A 17645-nucleotide genomic window follows, 5' to 3' on the forward strand; every position below is an offset into this window, starting at 1 on the left:
CCAACCTCTCTGGAGACTGACATGAAACTCAACCGACGCGCTGTGATCGGCGGTCTGGCTCTCGGCATGGCTTTTGCGGGCCTCGCTCAGCCGGTTCTGGCCAATGAAATCACGCTCAACGTTCTCTACAACCTGCCGGGCTTCACCAAGTTTCATCAGCCGCTGGCCGATGAATTCATGAAGAAGAACCCGGATGTGAAGATCAACTTCCTCGCCCCGGCCGCCGGTTACAATGAAGGCCAGCAGCAGGTTCTGCGCTCTGCCGTCACCGGCAATCTGCCCGACGTTTATTTCTCGGGCTACAATCTGACGGCCGAACTGGTTCACACGCTTGCACCGCGCAACCAGATCACCGATCTCGGCCCCTTCATTGCAGCTGAAGGCGGTCAGGCTTTCCTCGACAAGAACTACAGCCCCAAGATGGCCGCGCTCGGCCAGATCGACGGCAAGCAGTATGGCCTGCCGGTCAATGCTTCCTCGCCGATCATCTACATCAACTCCGACCTCGTGACCAAGGCTGGCGGCGACCCGGACAAGATGCCGACGACCTTCCCGGAACTCATCGCTCTCGCCAAGAAGATCAAGGCTCTCGATGCCAAGTTTGCCGGCATGAGCTACGACATCAATGGCTGGCCGGATGACTGGTTGTGGCAGGCGCTGGTCTTCGAACAGGGCGGAAAGCTCGTCGATGACAAGACCAAGACCGTTGCCTTTGACAATGAAATCGGCCTCAACGCCCTGAAGATGGCCCGCCAGTTCGTCACCGAAGGTGGCCAGAACCTGCTCGACTGGGACCAGTCCCGCCAGCAGTTCGGCGCAGGCCTCACCGGCTTCATCTTCTCGACGCCTGCTCACGTTCAGACGATCCAGGGTCTGGTTGGTGACCGTTTCAAGCTGAAGACGGCGACCTTCCCGCTCGACAACAAGGAAAAGGGCGGCGTGCCGACCGGCGGCAACTCTGCCGTCATCCTCACGCAGGACAAGGCCAGGCAGGATGCAGCCTGGAAATACCTGAAGTGGATCACCGGTCCGGAGGCGCAGAACACCATCGTGCGCATCACCGGCTACCTGCCGACCAACAAACTGGCCACCGGCCCGGACTTTCTCGCTCCTTATTATGTCGAGAACCCGAATGTGAAGACCGCTTCGCTTCAGGCCGATCGTTCTCTGCCCTGGGCCGGTTATCCGGGCGGCGATTCCGTCCGCATCTGGCGCACGCAGCGCGACATTATCGGCACCGTCATGCGCGGTGAGGTAACGCCGGAAGCCGGTCTCAAGCAGATCGTCGAGCAGACCAACGCCCTGCTGAAATAAGCAGAGCCTACGAAGAGGCTGCGGGGAAATTCGTTCCCGCAGCCATTTTATACAGGAAGACCGACAATGAAGATCATCCAGATCACCGACACCCACCTCGTGCCACCGGGCATTTCCGTAAACGGCGTGGATCCCGAAAAACAGCTGCGTGCCGCTGTCGCCGATATCGTCGAAAAACACGCAGACGCCGATCTTCTGGTCATGACGGGTGATCTTTGCAACTACGGTGAGCCGGAAGCCTATCAGCTGCTGCGTGAGATTCTCGCGCCGGTCTCCGTGCCCGTCCGTCTGATGCTCGGCAATCACGATCGCCGGCCTGAATTCGTGGCGGCCTTCCCCGAACAGCCGCGCGACGAAAACGGTTATGTCCAGTCCTTCATCGATACGGATTTCGGTCGGCTGATGTTTCTCGACAGCCACGAAGCCGATGTGATCGGCGGCATATATGGTGCGGATCGTCTGGCATGGCTGGAGAGCACGCTGGAAAGCGCCGGCGAGCTGCCGGTGACGATTTTCATCCACCATCCGCCGATGGATTGCGGCATCCGGCATTTCGAGCATATCGGCATGCATGACGACGGCGCGGTCATGCGCCGTCTTGCCGCTCATCCTGCAGGTATACGCCATATCGTTTTCGGTCACATCCATGTGCCGATGGCTGGTACGACCGCGGAAGGCATAGCCTATAGCTCGGGTCAGGCGTGTGCGCATCGTTTCATCACTGCGATCGATGTGGTCGACCCGCTATGGACGGGTGGCAATCCCTGTTACCGGCTCATCACCCTCGGCGCATTCGGTCTGCGCGCCTACGATGTCGAGGTGGGCCAGGTCGTGCTCGGGCAGGCCGCCCTTTGCGAAGGCCCCTGATCGCGAGCCTTTTCAATGTCGCGATGAGGCGATTTCCGTCTCGTCGCCTGTGGCCGACAGCGGGGCGTCACAAAAGTCTTTGCCATTCATCGTGGCCGCGATGGCGTGAAGGCCTTATTGGCTGTCGCATCGATGCACCACATAGGCCTGTCGAACGGGATTTGACACATCGAAGCCATGGTCCGGGCCGCATCCTTGATCTATGTCAGTTTCCCCGATGAAACTGCACGCCATAATGCCCAAAAGGTGGCTTGCTTGATGCGTGCCATCGTGAGTGCTGATCATGGAGAAGTGCATGCTTGAAAAGCGTATCCGCAACGCGTCCCTCTTGAAAAAGATCGTTAGCGCCGAAGAAGCCGCCAGTCTCATTCAGGATGGCATGACCGTCGGCATGAGCGGTTTCACGCGCGCCGGCGAAGCCAAGGCCGTGCCCCTGGCGCTGGCGGAGCGCGCCAGGACGCACCCCATGAAAATCACCCTGATGACCGGCGCTTCCCTCGGCAACGATCTCGACAAGACGATGGTCGAGGCCGGCATGCTGGCGCGCCGGATGCCGTTCCAGTCCGATCCGGCTTTGCGCAAGGCGATCAATGACGGCAAGGTGATGTTCATCGATCAGCATCTTTCCGAAACGGTCGAGCAATTGCGCGGCGGCCAGATCCACGGGGTCGATGTCGCCATTGTCGAGGCCGTGGCAATCACGGCGGAAGGCGGCATCGTTCCCACCACCTCGGTCGGCAATTCCGCAAGCTTCGCCATTCTGGCCGACAAGGTCATCGTTGAGATCAACCTGTCGCAGCCCGAAGTGCTGGAGGGGCTGCACGACATCTTCATTCCCGCCAAACGGCCCACCCGCATGCCTATTCCGGTTGTGGCGACGGATAGCCGTGTCGGCCTGCCCTTTATTCCGGTTCCGCCGGAAAAGATCGCCGCCATCGTGCTGAGCGACAAGAGCGACAGTTTTTCGACGGTGCTGCCGCCGGATGACGAAACCAAGGCGATTGCCGGCCATCTCACCGAATTCCTGCTGAACGAGGTTCGTCATGGCCGCATGACCCACGAACTCCAGCCGCTCCAGGCCGGCATCGGCACCATCGCCAATGCGGTGATGCATGGGTTCATCGACACGCCGTTTCACGATCTCAAAATGTATTCGGAGGTCCTGCAGGAGTCGACCTTCGAACTGTTCGATTCGGGCAAGCTGACCTTCGCGTCCGGTTCGTCGATCACGCTCTCTTCCGCCATGAACGAACGGGTCATGCCGCGACTGGCCGATTACAAGAGCCGGCTGATCCTTCGCCCGCAGGAAGTCAGCAATCATCCGGAAGTCATCCGCCGCCTCGGCATCATCGGCATCAACACGGCGCTGGAATTCGATATTTACGGAAACGTCAATTCCACCCACGTCGGCGGAACGCATATGATGAACGGCATCGGCGGTTCCGGCGATTTCGCCCGCAATGCCTATATGTCGATCTTCGTCACCAAGTCGATCGCCAAGGGTGGCGCCATCTCCAGCGTCGTGCCCATGGTCAGCCATGTCGACCATACCGAACACGATGTCGATATTCTCGTCACGGAAACCGGCCTTGCCGATCTGCGCGGCCTCGCACCGCGTGAGCGGGCGCCCGTCATCATCGCAAACTGCGTGCATCTCAGCTACCGCGATGCGCTGACTGATTATTATCAGCGTGCGGTGGCAAGGGGCGGACACACGCCGCACCTCATCGAAGAGGCTCTGTCCTGGCATCAAGCGCTGCGGGAACGGGGCACGATGCTGCCGCAGCAATAGGCCTTCGTAACGCTTACTCGACGACGGCCGGTTCAAGCGCCCGGCAATTGGGTCCGTTTGGACACACCGGTGGGGAAAGTGCCGCCGCTTCGCTCAGGTTGCTGGCGCGGCAGTTCCGCCTCCGGTAGAAAATCCTCTCCAATCGGCCGCTGTCGAGCTGCCTCTGGGTTGTAGGAGAGTGATGTGATGCCCATTCGCTTCGTGGCCGTAGTCGCCATTGTCGCTCTGCTCGCCGGCTGCGGCGGGCGGCCGATCGGGGTCATGACACCGACGGGCCAGACTGTGGCAGGCACGACGCCGGTCAATCTTCTCGTTGCCACCACGCGTGCGCCATCGGAAAACGCCGCCGTGCTTTTTGGCGGTGAACGCGGAACGGGCCTGAAGGTCGATGCCGTCACCATCTCCATTCCGCCCAATGCCAACCGCAAGGTCGGACAGGTTCAATGGCCGAAGAAGCTGCCGCCCAGCCCGCTTAAAGATTTCACAACGGTGGCCGTAGAGCCCATTCGTTCCGAAGCGGAGACGAAAAGCTGGATCAGCAAACATATCCAGAAAGACCGCCGCGTGCTGGTCTTCGTGCACGGTTTTAATAACCGTTACGAGGAATCCGTCTATCGCTTTGCGCAGATCGTCCATGATTCCGGCTCGGACGTCGTACCTGTGGTTTTCACCTGGCCGTCGCGGGCGAGCATCTTCGATTATAATTACGACAAGGAAAGCACCAACTATTCGCGCGATGCGCTGGAGGAAATGCTGACCCGCCTCGCACGCGACAAATCCATCGGCGAAGTCACCGTCATGGCGCATTCCATGGGCACCTGGCTTGCAGTGGAGGCGCTGCGCCAGATGGCCATCCGTAACGGCCGCGTCGATCCGAAGATCAGCAATGTCATTCTGGCCGCGCCGGATCTCGATGTGGACGTGTTCAGCCGGCAATTCGCAAGTCTTGGCAAGACACCGCCGAAATTCACGCTCTTTGTCTCGCAGGATGATCGTGCGCTCAGCCTGTCGCGCCGCATCTCAGGCAATGTCGACCGCCTTGGCCAGATCGATCCCTCCGTCGAACCCTATCGCAGCCAGCTGGAAAAAGCCGGCATCACCGTTCTCGATCTCACCAAACTGCAATCCGGGGACCGTCTGAACCATGGCAAATTTGCCGAAAGCCCCGAGGTCGTCCGCCTGATCGGTGACCGCCTCATTGCCGGCCAGACGGTGACGGATTCCGATGTCGGTCTGGGTGAAGCGCTGGGCGCGGTCAGCATCGGCGCTGCGCAAACCGTCGGAACGGCCGCCAGTGTTGTGGTCAGCGCCCCGATCGCGGTCTTCGATCCGCGCACGCGGGAGAATTACGGCAGGCAGGTGGAGCGGCTTGGCCGTTCCGTCGAAAACACCGTTGGGTCGGTGGGCGATACCGCCGGTTCCGTGGTGGATGACCAGGCGCTGCAATCGTCGAGGGTCAACTGCGATGCCGCCGCCAATCGAAACCGGGCGGAATGCCGTAGCCGCTAAAACCATGATGCGGCGGGATGACGGAAACATCAGGCGTTTTTGTCATCGCACGCCGGCAGATTTGTATACAGCTTGTATTTTTATCTGTATGGTCGGGTCAACAACCCAATTTCCGGAGTAGACCCCCATGCGTTGGAAACGCACCCTCCAGCTTCTCGATGTGCATTGCGAAGGCGAGATCGGCCGTGTCGTCACCGGCGGCGCGCCGAAGATTCCCGGCAACACGGTGGCCGAGCAGCTTCACTGGATGAACACCGACCCGCAGGGAGAGGCGCTCCGCCGCTTCCTGACACTGGAACCGCGCGGCACGCCCATGGGCTCGGTCAATCTTCTCCTGCCGCCGAAACATCCGGACGCACATGCCGCCTTCGTCATTCTCCAGCCCGATCAGGCCCATGCCAGTTCGGGCTCCAATTCCATCTGCGCGACGACCGCGCTGTTGGAAAGCGGCATGGTGCAAATGCAGGAGCCGGAAACCGTCATCATTCTGGAAACGGCGGCCGGTCTTGTCAAAGCCACGGCCACCTGCCGTGATGGGCGCTGCGAAAAGGTCAAGCTGACCATGGTGCCGTCCTTCGTGCATGCGCTGGATGTCAGCATCGACACGCCCGAATGGGGCAGGGTGACGATGGATATTTCCTATGGCGGCATTTTTTACGCGCTTGTCGATGTCCGTCAGATCGGGCTGACGATCGACAAGGCCAATGCCGCCAAGCTGGTCGCCGCCGGCATGATCCTGAAGGATCGCGTCAACCGCGAAATGACCGTCGTTCATCCGGAAATCCCCGCCATATCCGGTGTCGCCTATGTGATGTTCCGCGATGTGGATGCGGATGGCTCCATCCGCACCTGCACCACCATGTGGCCGGGCCGTGCGGATCGCTCGCCCTGCGGCACCGGCAATTCCGCCAATCTCGCCACGCTTTATGCGCGCGGCAAGGTGAAGGTGGGAGACGAATATAAATCCCGCTCGATCATCGGTTCGGAATTCGATGTCGGCCTTTCCGCCGTCACCGAGGTAGCGGGCCGTCCGGCCGTCATTCCCACCATTGCCGGGCGTGGCTTCACCTTCGGTTTGCACCAGGTGGGCCTCGACCCCTTCGACCCCCTGGCGGATGGTTTCGCCATGACCGATGTCTGGGGTCCGGAAGCGGGCAACATCTGAAGCAAGCTTCAAAAAAACGACATTTACAGCTGCCCGATGGTCTCTGGCGGCTGTTTTCCTGCGACAAAAGATGCTAAGCGGGCGCCAATTCCATCATGCTCCGAGGTAAACCGATGAAGTCGCTCACCCTGCGCCGCCCTGATGACTGGCACCTGCACCTTCGGGATGGCGCCATGCTGGAAGGCGTTATCGGGGATACGAGCCGCCATTTCGCCCGTGCCATCATCATGCCGAACCTGGTGCCGCCGGTCGTTACCACCGCCGATGCCCGCGCCTATCGCGAGCGCATCGTCAAGGCGATCCCGGCGGGCGATCGTTTCGAGCCGCTGATGACCCTCTATCTCACCGAGGATACCGAGGCCGACGACGTGGAAGAGGGCAAAAAAAGCGGCCTCATCACCGCCGTGAAGCTCTACCCGGCGGGTGCGACCACCAATTCCCATGGCGGCGTGCGTGATTTCAACAGGGCGATGCCTGTCCTGGAGCGCATGGCGAAGATCGGTCTGCCGCTCTGCGTGCACGGTGAGGTGACGACGCCGGAAGTCGATATTTTCGACCGCGAGAAGGTCTTCATCGAGACGGTTCTGGAGCCGCTGCGCCAGCGCCTGCCGGAACTGAAGGTGACGATGGAGCACATCACCACCCGTGACGGTGTGGATTACATCAAGTCATCCAAGGCCAATCTGGCCGGCTCCATCACCACTCACCATCTCATCATCAACCGCAACGCCATTCTGGTCGGTGGTATCAAGCCGCATTATTATTGCCTGCCCGTTGCCAAGCGGGAGGAACACCGGCTGGCGCTGCGGTCTGCCGCGACGTCGGGTGATGCGCGCTTCTTCCTCGGCACGGATTCCGCCCCGCATGTGGACCCGCTGAAGGAATGCGCCTGCGGCTGCGCCGGCATCTACACCTCCATCAACACCATGAGCTGCCTTGCGCATGTTTTCGAGGACGAAAACGCTCTCGACAAGCTGGAGGCCTTCGCCTCGCTCAACGGCCCGGCCTGGTACGGCCTTGCGCCGAATGAGGAAACGATCACGCTGGTGAAGCGCGATGAAGCCGTGGCCTTTCCCGCCAAGATCGAAACGGGCGCCGGGCCGGTGACGGTATTCGATCCGATGTTCCCGCTTCATTGGGATGTGAGTTGATTTTTTAATGACCGCCGGCACTGCCGGCGGTTTTGTTATGGTCCACAGGCATTCGCTATCCAGCGCCGCCTGCGGATACCCGCAACGCTGAACAAAAACATTGTGCTTTCCGGAAACCGGTCAGGGTTCTCGGAACGATAAACCAAGGCCGAAAAGGAGAACGCCTATGAACCATTTCACATTCACCGACCGCGCCGTCGTTGCGGAACTGGTTGCGAAGATGTTGTGGGAAATCAAGGCGGTCCACTTTAATTCCGAAAGCCCCTACACCTTCGCTTCGGGCATGAAGAGCCCCGTCTATATCGACATGCGCAAGCTCATTTCCTTCCCGCGCATTCGCTCGGCGGCGATGGATTTTGCGGCGGCGGCGGTGATGCGGGAGGCCGGTTTTGAGAAGTTCGACTGTGTGGCAGGGGGTGAAACGGCGGGCATTCCCTTCGCGGCTTTCCTTGCCGAGCGCCTCGGCCTGCCGATGATCTATTGCCGCAAGAAGCCGAAAGGCCATGGCCGCAACGCCCAGATTGAAGGCCATATGCCTGATGGTGCGCGCGTTCTGGTCATCGAGGACCTGACGACGGCCGGCGGATCGATGTTCACCTTCATCGACGCCATCCGCGCGGCGGGCGGCATTGTCGATCACGGCATCGCGCTCTTCTATTACGGCATCTTCGAGGAGGCCGAAGCGCGCTTCGCCAACGGCAATGTCAAGCTGCATTACCTGACGACCTGGCGCGATGTTCTGGCGGTCGCACGGGCTGAAAAACTGTTCGATGAAAAGACCCTTTCGGAGGTCGAAGCCTTCCTCGACAATCCGCTACCCTGGTCCGCAAAACGCGGCGGTGTCAGCGAATTGCCGCAATCTTAATTTCGGATGAGGCCAGCCCGGTTTTGCGGCTGGCCTTCAGATCGATCTTCGTCTAAATCGATTTAAGTTCATTTGATTTGCTGTTTTGAGGAGGACCGTAATGATCCTGTGTTGTGGTGAAGCCCTGATTGACATGCTGCCCCGGCAGACGACGCTGGGTGAAGCGGGTTTTGCCCCCTATGCAGGTGGAGCGGTCTTCAACACGGCGATTGCGCTTGGGCGTCTCGGCGTTCCCTCGGCGTTTTTCACCGGTCTTTCCGATGACATGATGGGCGATATCCTGCGGGAAACCCTGCGGGCCAGCAAGGTGGATTTCAGCTATTGCGCCACGCTTTCGCGCCCCACCACCATCGCCTTCGTCAAGCTGGTGGATGGCCATGCGACCTATGCCTTTTATGACGAGAACACCGCCGGCCGGATGATCACCGAGGCCGAGCTTCCGGCGCTCGGCGCCGATTGCGAGGCACTGCATTTCGGCGCCATCAGCCTTATTCCCGAACCCTGCGGCGGCACCTATGAGGCGTTGATGGCGCGTGAGCATGAAAGCCGCGTCATCTCCCTCGATCCGAATATTCGCCCCGGTTTCATCAAGGACAAGCAGTCGCATATGGCTCGCATCCGCCGCATGGCGGCCATGTCGGACATCGTTAAATTCTCGGATGAGGACCTTGCCTGGTTCGGCCTGGAAGGCGATGAGGATACGCTTGCTCGCCACTGGCTGCACCATGGTGCCAAACTCGTCGTCGTCACCCGCGGCGCCAAGGGTGCCGTTGGTTACAGCGCCAACCTCAAGGTGGAAGTGGCCTCCGAACGGGTGGAAGTGGTCGATACCGTCGGCGCAGGCGATACATTCGATGCCGGCATTCTCGCCTCGCTGAAAATGCAGGGTCTTCTGACGAAGGCGCAGGTGGCGTCTCTCACGCAAGAGCAGATCAGGAAAGCCCTGGCGCTGGGTGCCAAGGCGGCTGCGGTCACGGTCTCGCGGGCTGGTGCAAATCCGCCGTTCGCCCATGAAATCGGATTGTGACGGGCGCGGCTGACCCGTCTTGAAAGGGTGGCTCAAGGCTCTCGCCAGCGCTAAGGCCGTAAAAAACGGTTGTTTGGATATCAAAAACCTTGTGTCCGCCGTTTTTTCGCGAAACAAGCGTCGCATGAGTGTTCCGAAGCCCCATCCTTTCGATTTCGACCCAAGCTACGGCATGCAGCGTGAGCAGCTCCTGGCAATCACCCCGCCGGAAGCGCCGCCGGGTTTTGATGATTTCTGGAAGAAGCGTTATCGCCGCGCGCTGGCCACGGATCCGCGACCGGTGCTGCGCAAGAGCAGGCTGAGCCATCCCCGCTGGCAGGTCCTTGATGTCACCTATACCTCCACCGGCGGCTTCCGCATTGGCGGATGGCTGCTTCTGCCGCGCGAGGGACAGGTGCGGCGCGGCCTCGTCGTCGGCCATGGTTATGGCGGACGCGGAGAGCCCGATTTCGATGTGCCGGTGGAAGAAACAGCCGTGCTGTTTCCCTGTTTTCGTGGACTTTCGCTCAGCGCCTGCCCGCCGATTTCGTCCGACCCTTCGTTGCATGTCCTCTATAACATCGACAGGAAGGACGATTATATCATCGGTGGCTGCGTCGACGATCTGTGGGTTGCCGTTTCCGCACTCGTTATCCTTTACCCCTGGCTGGAAGGGCAGGTGGGATATAGCGGCATCAGTTTCGGCGGCGGCATCGGTGCTCTGGCCATCCCCTTCGACCCGCGTATCGACCGCGGCCATCTGGTGGTGCCAACCTTCGGGCACAGGCCGTTCTGGCTGACCCTGCCCACCGTCGGCAGTGCGGACGCGGTTCAGACCTATCAGAAGACCCATGCGAACGTGCTCGAGACGCTGCGCCTGTTCGATGCCGCCTGTGCCGCGGCCCGCATACATGTGCCGATGCTGGTCGCGCCGGCGCTCTTCGATCCGGCCGTGGCGCCGCCCTGCCAGTTCGCGGTGGCCAATGCCCTGCCGCACTCAAAATTTAATGAAATCTTCATCCTCGACGCCGGCCATTTCGATTACCCTGACAGCGCATCGCAAGATGTAGTCCATAAGGACAAGGTCAGACGGTTTTTCAAGGTGCCATGAAACGCGAATATCTCCGCTGGTATAGTCACAGGCTCCATCGCGACATGGAGCTCCTGATATTCGGTCATGCCGGCGCCAAGGTGCTGATGTTTCCCACACGCGACGGGCGTTTTTTCGAATATGAGGAACTCGGCCTTGTCAGCAGTCTGGCCGACAAGCTGGAAGCGGGCCATCTTCAGCTTTATTGCATCGAGGGGCTGGCCAGAGAGACCTTTTACGCGACCCATCACCACCCGGCCGACCGCATCCGTCGCCATGCCGCCTTCGAGGAGTACATTCTCGGCGAAGTGTTGCCACTGATGGCCGAGAAAAACCATCACGCCGATATCATCGTCCACGGCTGCAGCCTCGGCGCCTTCCAGGCCGCCAGCCTCGTGTTCCGCCATCCGCATCTGTTCCGCAAACTCGTTGCCTTTTCAGGCCGTTACGACCTGACGATGAAAGTGGAATCCTTCGGCGACCTGTTCGACGGCTATTATGACGATGACGTCTATTTCCACATGCCGAGCCACTTCCTGCCGGGGCTTGCCTGCCCGTGGCGGCTCGATAACCTGCGCCGTATCGACATGGTCTTCACCATCGGTGATGCCGATCCGTTTCTGGACAACAACCATCATCTGAGCCGCCTGCTTTCGGACAAGCAGGTGGGGCATCGGATGCATGTCTGGGAAGGGCGTGCCCACCGTGCCGGTGCGTGGCGAAAGATGGCAGCACTTTATATTTGAGCGAAGGACATGAAAAAAGCCGGAGACAGCTCCGGCTCTTTTTGGAAGGGCGGCCTCAGCCAGCCAGTCCCGCCAGCGCCTTTACCAGCCCCTGTGTCGAGCTGTCATGGCCGGCGGCGCTTTCCTTGCCTTCCACGACGGGCAGCAGGCCGGTCGCCAGTTCCTTGCCAAGCTCCACGCCCCACTGGTCGAAGGAGTTGATGCGGAACAGCACGCCTTCCACGAAGACGCGGTGCTCGTAGAGCGCGATCAGGCGGCCGAGTGCAAACGGCGTCAGCCTGTCATAAACGAAGGTGATCGAGGGGCGGTTGCCGGTGAAGACACGGTGCGGGGCGATAAAGTCCGCGAGCTTGTCCTCCATGCCCTTGGAGGTCAGCTGGGCCTTCGCCTCAGCCAGCGTGCGTCCCTTCATCAGCGCTTCCGATTGCGCCAGGCAATTGGCGATGAGAAGCTGGTGCTGATGGCGCAGTTCCGGTTCAAAGCCATTGGCGGCGATCATGAATTCCGCCGGAATGACGCTCGTGCCCTGGTGGATGAGCTGGTAGAAGGCGTGCTGGCCGTTGGTGCCGGGCTCACCCCAGACGACCGGGCCGGACTGGCCTTCGACCGGCGTGCCGTCGATGGTGACGCCCTTGCCGTTCGATTCCATGTCGAGCTGCTGCAGATAGGCGGGGAAACGCGACAGACGCTGGTCATAAGGCAGGATGGCGCGTGTCGGATAGTTCAGCACGTTACGGTTATAGAAGCCGATGAGACCGAGCAGCATCGGCAGGTTTTCGCGGATCGGCGCCTCGCGGAAATGCCTGTCCATGGCGTGCGCGCCATCCAGGAACTTGCCGAAATTTTCCGGTCCGATGGCGATCATCAGCGGCAGGCCGATAGCCGACCAGATCGAATACCGGCCACCCACCCAGTCCCAGAAACCGAAGATGCGGTCGCTTTCGATGCCGAAGGCGGCAACCTTGTCCAGCGCGGTGGAAACGGCGGCGAAGTGATGCTTGACGGCGCCTTCGCCCAGCTTTTCGGCGATGAAGCGGCGCGCGGTGGCGGCATTCGTCATCGTCTCGATGGTGGTGAACGTCTTCGAGGCGACGATGAAGAGCGAGGTCTCCGGATCGATAAGCTTCAGCGTGTCGGCAATATGTGCGCCGTCGATGTTGGACACGAAATGTGCCCGCGGGCCGTCATGGAAAGGCGCGAGCGCCAGTGTCGCCATGACGGGACCGAGATCGGAGCCGCCGATCCCGATATTGATGACGTCGGTGATCTTTTTACCGGTTGCGCCCTTGAGCGCGCCGGAGCGGATCGCATCGGCAAACTGGCCCATGGCGGCGAGAACGGCGTTCACGTCCGGCATCACATCCTTGCCGTCCACCAGAACCGGGGCGTTGGAGCGGTTGCGCAGCGCGGTATGCAGCACGGCGCGGTCTTCGGTGAAGTTGATCGCCTTGCCGGAGAACATCTCCTCGCGCTTTGCCTCGACGCCGCCTTCGCGCGCCAGCTGTTCGAGAAGCGTCACGATCTCCTCGTTGACCGCGCATTTGGAATAATCCATCAGCAGGTCATCGAATTTTACGCTGAAACGGCTGAATCTCTTGTCGTCGGCCGCAAAGGCGGCGCGAAGATCGGTTGCGGCTGTGCTGCTTGCCGTTGCTTTGAGTTTTTCGATGGTGGCCTGCATCATGTGCTCCTCGGCTTCCGTGGAAGGATGAGGAAACTATTCTTTTTCAGGCGGCCAAATCAAGGCGACTTTGAGAAAAGAAAAGAGCCGGTCGCCCGGCTCCATTCGCTCAGTTCAGATTGCGCAATTCGCGTCGCAAAATCTTGCCGACATTCGATTTCGGCAGTTCGGTACGGAACTCGATGATTTTCGGCCGCTTGTAGTTCGTCAGGTTCTTGGCGCAGAAAGCCTTGAGCTCCGCTTCCGTCAGCGACTGGTCCTTCTTGACGACGAAAAGCTTCACCGTTTCGCCGGAATGCTCGTCCGGGACACCGATCGCGGCGCATTCCAGCACGCCGGGATGGCTGGCGGCCACTTCCTCGACCTCGTTCGGATAGACATTGAAACCGGAGACCAGGATCATGTCCTTCTTGCGATCGACGATCTTGGTGTAACCGCGCTCGTCCATGAAACCCATGTCGCCGGAACGGAAAAAACCGTCCTGCGTCATGACTTTCGCGGTCTCATCCGGCCTTTGCCAGTAACCGGCCATGACCTGCGGCCCACGAATGCAGACTTCGCCGACCTCGCCGGAGGGCAGGCTGTTGCCGTCGTCGTCGCGAATGTCGATTTCCGTCGAGGAAAGCGGCAGGCCGATGGTGCCGCTGAATTCCAACGTATCCAGCCGGTTGACGGTCGCGACCGGCGAGGTCTCCGACAGGCCGTAACCTTCGGCGATCGGGCAACCGACGATGGAAAGCCAGCGTTCCGCGACGGGCCGTTGAATAGCCATGCCGCCGCCGAGAACGAGAATGAGCGAGGACAGATCGAGCTTGCGGAAATCCTCGTTGTTCATCAATGCGTTGAACAGCGTATTGATGCCGGGGAAAATATGCGGCTGATAATGCGACAGTTCCTTCACGAAGCCGGGGATATCGCGCGGATTGGCGATCAGCAGGTTGTGGCCGCCGAGCGCGATGCCCATCAGCGAATTCACCGTGAGTGCGAAGATATGGCACAGCGGCAGCGCGCAAATGAAGTTGAGAACCTCGGGACGGTCCTTGCGGCTGCTGAAGGCGGCGTCCAGCCACAGGCTGATCTGCGCCTTGTTGGCGAGAAGATTGGCATGGGTGAGGATTGCGCCCTTGGAAACACCCGTCGTGCCGCCGGTATATTGCAGGAACGCGATATCCTGCGGCTTGAGGCTGGCGGGCTTGAGGGAAAATCCCTGACCTTCCTTCAGCACGGCCTTGAAGCTGATCGAGCCGGGGACCGCATAGGCGGGCACGAGCTTCTTTACCCTGCGGACGACCAGATTGACGATGTGCCCCTTGAAGCCAAGAAGATCGCCCATGGTTGCGACAACCACATCCCTTACGGCGCTTTTCGGCACCGCCTGCTGCGCCACATGGGCGAAGTTTTCCAGTACGAAAAGCGCTTTTGCGCCGGAATCCTTCAGCTGGTGTTCGAGTTCGCGCGGCGTGTAGAGCGGATTGACGTTGACCACCACCATGCCCGCCCGCAGGATCCCGTAAACCGCGACGGGATTTTGCAGGATGTTCGGCATCATCACCGCGACCCGGTCGCCTTTTTCCAGTCCCCTGGATTGCAGCCAGGCGGCGACGGCGCGGGTTTCAGCATCCAGTTGCCGGTAGGTCAGCGACTTTCCCATGCTGGAAAAGGCCTTGCGGTCGGCAAATTGCACGCAGCTTTTTTCGAGGAGATCGACAAGGGAGGCATTGGCCGATACCGGGATATCGGAAGGGACGCCAGGCGGATAGGATGACAGCCAACGCTTCTCCACGTTGACATTTTCCGCATGTCCTAGGGACAGTTCACTCATGCTTCTCCTCCCAGAGTCGTTGTCGCGCCGTGCATCCGGTGGAATGCATGAAGGCGCTTTCGGCTGCCTGATGATCATAAGGTTCCCGCAATCAGCCGGTTTGCCGACCGGATCGAAGAAACCCCATGCGCGTCACCGGATCGACCGCTCCTCCTGCTCCCCGGTGGCGAATGATAGACGCGGAATCCCCTGACGTCCATCATGTCGGCAAAGCCTATTTAACTCTAACGTAAACGTCAATATTGCTGTCCGACATCTCGCAGCCTTGTGAATGAAAACCGTGCGCTGCGCGATTTTTTGACTTTAATCCTGAATTGAGCGATCAACATAACTCGCAAAGCAGGGCAGGATTGGAAATGGCAGGCAGGGCAGCGCTTGAACTGAAATCGGTCGGAAAAAGATTCGGCGATACCGATGTCTTGTCCGATATCGATCTCGCCGTCGAAAGCGGCGAGATCATTTGCCTGGTGGGACGCTCCGGCTGTGGAAAATCGACCCTGCTGCGCATTGTTGCGGGTGTGGAAACGCCGGACCGGGGCAGCGTTGTCCTGAATGGCTCCATCGTGGCCGGTTCGGGTGTTTTCGTCGAGCCGGAAAAACGCAATATCGGTTTCGTCTTTCAGGATTACGCGCTGTTCCCGCATCTCACCGTCGAGCAGAACGTTCTATTCGGCCTCAGATCCCTGCCGAAGGCCGAGGCGCGCCGCCGTGCGGGGGAAATGATCGAGCACGTTCACCTGCGGGATCTGGCGAAACGCTATCCGCATACGCTTTCGGGCGGTGAGCAGCAGCGAGTGGCGCTTGCGCGCGCGCTTGCCCCGCAGCCCGGGCTTTTGTTGATGGACGAGCCCTTTTCCAATCTGGACAGGGGTTTGCGCGACAATGTTCGTGAAGAGACGCTGGGCCTCCTGCGGCAGCTGGGTACGACGGCGATCATGGTCACCCATGATCCGGAGGAGGCGCTCTCTGCAGGCGACCGCGTGGTACTGATGCAGCAGGGCCGTATCGTGCAAAGCGGCACGGGTTATGAAATCCACGACAATCCCAAAACCCGCTACGCCGCCGATTTCTTCTGCGCCTTCAACAAGATCGAAGGCCGGGTAAGGCAGGGCCGCGTCGAAACGCCGCTTGGACTTCTGGGGGATGCGTCCGATCTGCCGGACGGCGCCGCCGCCATCGCTTATGTCCGTCCCAATGCGATCTCGATCATCGCGGATGACACCGCGCGCGAGGGGATCGCCGGAGAAATAGCGAGCCGCGTTTTCCTCGGCGAGATCGAACAGCTCGGCATCGCCGTGCCCGGATTGCCGGCAGACCTGCGGGTGAGGACAATGCAGCGTATGCCGGCCAAGACCAAGGCCGTGCGCGTTGGCATCGATCCAACGGGCGTTTTGATATTTACCTGAAGTTGAATAAGTAGATTTGCATGTCTATTTCTGCTCTATTTTCAACTCTTGGTGATCAGATGCGTCCGAAAAACGCAGAAATAAAACTTGATTTGATCCATCATGTATGATGTCTGCTGCCTCTATATTGCCGCCATTGAAGAGGGAGACGAAACATGACGAAATTTACCCGATTTGCCCTGCTTGCCAGCACGGTTGCTTTCGCAGCCGGATCGGCCAGCGCCGCGGAACTCAACATCTACACCACGAGAGAGCCGGGTCTGATCCAGCCCCTGCTGGAATCCTTCACCGCCTCGAGCGGCGTCAAGGTCAACACGGTCTTCCTGAAGGACGGTCTTGCCGAGCGCGTTCTGAGCGAAGGCGCAAGCTCGCCGGCCGACGTTCTGATGACCGTGGATGCCGGCAATCTTGTCGATCTCGCCGAAAAAGGCGTGACACAGGCGGTCGAATCCGAAACCCTGACCAAGGCTGTTCCCGCCGAGCTTCGCGATGCCAAGGGTCATTGGTTCGCGCTTTCCATGCGCGCCCGCGTTCTTTATGCGGCGAAGGATCTCGATCTCGCCTCCTTCCATTATGAAGATTTGGCGGACGCCAAGTGGAAGGGCAAGGTCTGCATTCGCGCCGGCCAGCACCCCTATAACACCGCGCTTTTTGCCGATTACATCGCCCATTATGGTGCGGCCGACACCGAAAAGTGGCTGGCCGGCGTCAAGGAAAACCTGGCCCGCAAGGCAGGCGGCGGCGACCGTGACGTTGCCAAGGACATCCTCGGCGGCATTTGCGATATCGGCATCGCCAACTCCTATTATGTCGGCTTGATGCGCTCGGGCAAGGGCGGCGAGGAGCAGGTGAAGTGGGGCGACGCCATCAAGGTTGTTCTGCCGACTTTCAAGAATGGCGGCACGCAGGTCAACATCACCGGGGCGGCCGTGGCCAAGAACGCGCCGAACAAGGCCGAAGCCGTCAAGCTTCTGGAATATCTCGTCTCTGACGAAGCTCAGAAGATCTATGCCGAAGCCAATTACGAATATCCGGTCAAGCAGGGTGCTGCTCTCAACGAGATCGTCGCCTCCTTCGGTGACCTGAAGATCGACAACAAGCCGCTGACGGAAATCGTATCGCACCGCAAGCAGGCGAGCGAGCTGGTCGACAAGGTCGGCTTCGACAAGTAAAGCCAACCGGCAATAACGCGGTGGAAGGCGTTCGCACCCGCGGACGCCTTCCCTGTATT

Annotated in this window: 14 protein-coding genes; 12 read left to right on the forward strand and 2 right to left on the reverse strand. The window is 60.0% G+C overall.

Annotation, left to right across the window (positions count from 1 at the left end; translation table 11 throughout):
- The first annotated feature begins 21 nt into the window (after positions 1 to 21).
- The 10 genes from ACI2KA_RS04150 to ACI2KA_RS04195 all read left to right on the forward strand — a co-directional run bounded on the left by ACI2KA_RS04150 (position 22) and on the right by ACI2KA_RS04195 (position 11505).
- Positions 22 to 1314: an ABC transporter substrate-binding protein gene (locus ACI2KA_RS04150; RefSeq protein ID WP_404499482.1), complete on the forward strand. Its 1293-nt coding sequence runs from the start codon at positions 22 to 24 to the stop codon at positions 1312 to 1314.
- A gap of 66 nt (positions 1315 to 1380) precedes the next feature.
- Entirely contained in the window at positions 1381 to 2181 is an 801-nt protein-coding gene (locus ACI2KA_RS04155; protein ID WP_404499483.1) for a phosphodiesterase, read from the forward strand.
- 295 nt (positions 2182 to 2476) lie between these two features.
- The gene (locus ACI2KA_RS04160; protein WP_404499485.1) at positions 2477 to 3973 is read left to right on the forward strand and encodes an acetyl-CoA hydrolase/transferase family protein; all 1497 of its coding nucleotides are present in this window, start codon (positions 2477 to 2479) and stop codon (positions 3971 to 3973) included.
- Positions 3974 to 4159: 186 nt separating this feature from the next.
- Positions 4160 to 5482: an alpha/beta hydrolase gene (locus tag ACI2KA_RS04165; RefSeq protein ID WP_404499487.1), complete on the forward strand. Its 1323-nt coding sequence runs from the start codon at positions 4160 to 4162 to the stop codon at positions 5480 to 5482.
- 127 nt (positions 5483 to 5609) lie between these two features.
- Positions 5610 to 6647 carry a 4-hydroxyproline epimerase gene (locus tag ACI2KA_RS04170; protein WP_404499489.1) on the forward strand — a complete coding sequence of 346 codons (1038 nt, stop codon included), beginning with the start codon at positions 5610 to 5612 and terminating at the stop codon, positions 6645 to 6647.
- Positions 6648 to 6760: 113 nt separating this feature from the next.
- A complete protein-coding gene (gene pyrC / locus ACI2KA_RS04175) occupies positions 6761 to 7798 on the forward strand; it encodes a dihydroorotase (protein ID WP_404499491.1) in 1038 nt (345 codons plus the stop codon).
- Positions 7799 to 7964: 166 nt separating this feature from the next.
- Positions 7965 to 8663 carry an orotate phosphoribosyltransferase gene (locus tag ACI2KA_RS04180; protein ID WP_400818683.1) on the forward strand — a complete coding sequence of 233 codons (699 nt, stop codon included), beginning with the start codon at positions 7965 to 7967 and terminating at the stop codon, positions 8661 to 8663.
- Between the two features lie 100 nt (positions 8664 to 8763).
- A complete protein-coding gene (locus ACI2KA_RS04185; protein WP_404499493.1) occupies positions 8764 to 9690 on the forward strand; it encodes a carbohydrate kinase in 927 nt (308 codons plus the stop codon).
- A 124-nt stretch (positions 9691 to 9814) separates the two neighbouring features.
- Entirely contained in the window at positions 9815 to 10780 is a 966-nt protein-coding gene (locus ACI2KA_RS04190; RefSeq protein WP_404499495.1) for an acetylxylan esterase, read from the forward strand.
- On the forward strand, positions 10777 to 11505 hold the full coding sequence (locus ACI2KA_RS04195) for an esterase family protein (RefSeq protein WP_404499497.1): 729 nt from the start codon (positions 10777 to 10779) through the stop codon (positions 11503 to 11505). Before ACI2KA_RS04190 ends, ACI2KA_RS04195 begins: the two co-directional genes overlap by 4 nt.
- Before the next feature lie 55 nt (positions 11506 to 11560).
- On the opposite strand, the gene pgi is transcribed toward ACI2KA_RS04195, so the two are convergent.
- Both pgi and ACI2KA_RS04205 read right to left on the reverse strand, forming a co-directional pair.
- A complete protein-coding gene (gene pgi, locus ACI2KA_RS04200; RefSeq protein ID WP_404499499.1) occupies positions 11561 to 13186 on the reverse strand; it encodes a glucose-6-phosphate isomerase in 1626 nt (541 codons plus the stop codon).
- Between the two features lie 109 nt (positions 13187 to 13295).
- Entirely contained in the window at positions 13296 to 15008 is a 1713-nt protein-coding gene (locus ACI2KA_RS04205; RefSeq protein ID WP_404499501.1) for a long-chain fatty acid--CoA ligase, read from the reverse strand.
- A gap of 356 nt (positions 15009 to 15364) precedes the next feature.
- Here ACI2KA_RS04205 and ACI2KA_RS04210 point away from each other — a divergent pair, with 356 nt between their 5' ends.
- Both ACI2KA_RS04210 and ACI2KA_RS04215 read left to right on the forward strand, forming a co-directional pair.
- Positions 15365 to 16414: an ABC transporter ATP-binding protein gene (locus ACI2KA_RS04210; RefSeq protein WP_404499503.1), complete on the forward strand. Its 1050-nt coding sequence runs from the start codon at positions 15365 to 15367 to the stop codon at positions 16412 to 16414.
- A gap of 155 nt (positions 16415 to 16569) precedes the next feature.
- Complete coding sequence (locus tag ACI2KA_RS04215) at positions 16570 to 17586, forward strand: extracellular solute-binding protein (protein WP_404499504.1); 1017 nt, start codon at positions 16570 to 16572, stop codon at positions 17584 to 17586.
- Positions 17587 to 17645: the final 59 nt, after the last annotated feature.

Origin of the sequence: Agrobacterium sp. NPDC089420, from assembly GCF_044900305.1 — a bacterium.
Lineage (GTDB): Bacteria > Pseudomonadota > Alphaproteobacteria > Rhizobiales > Rhizobiaceae > Agrobacterium.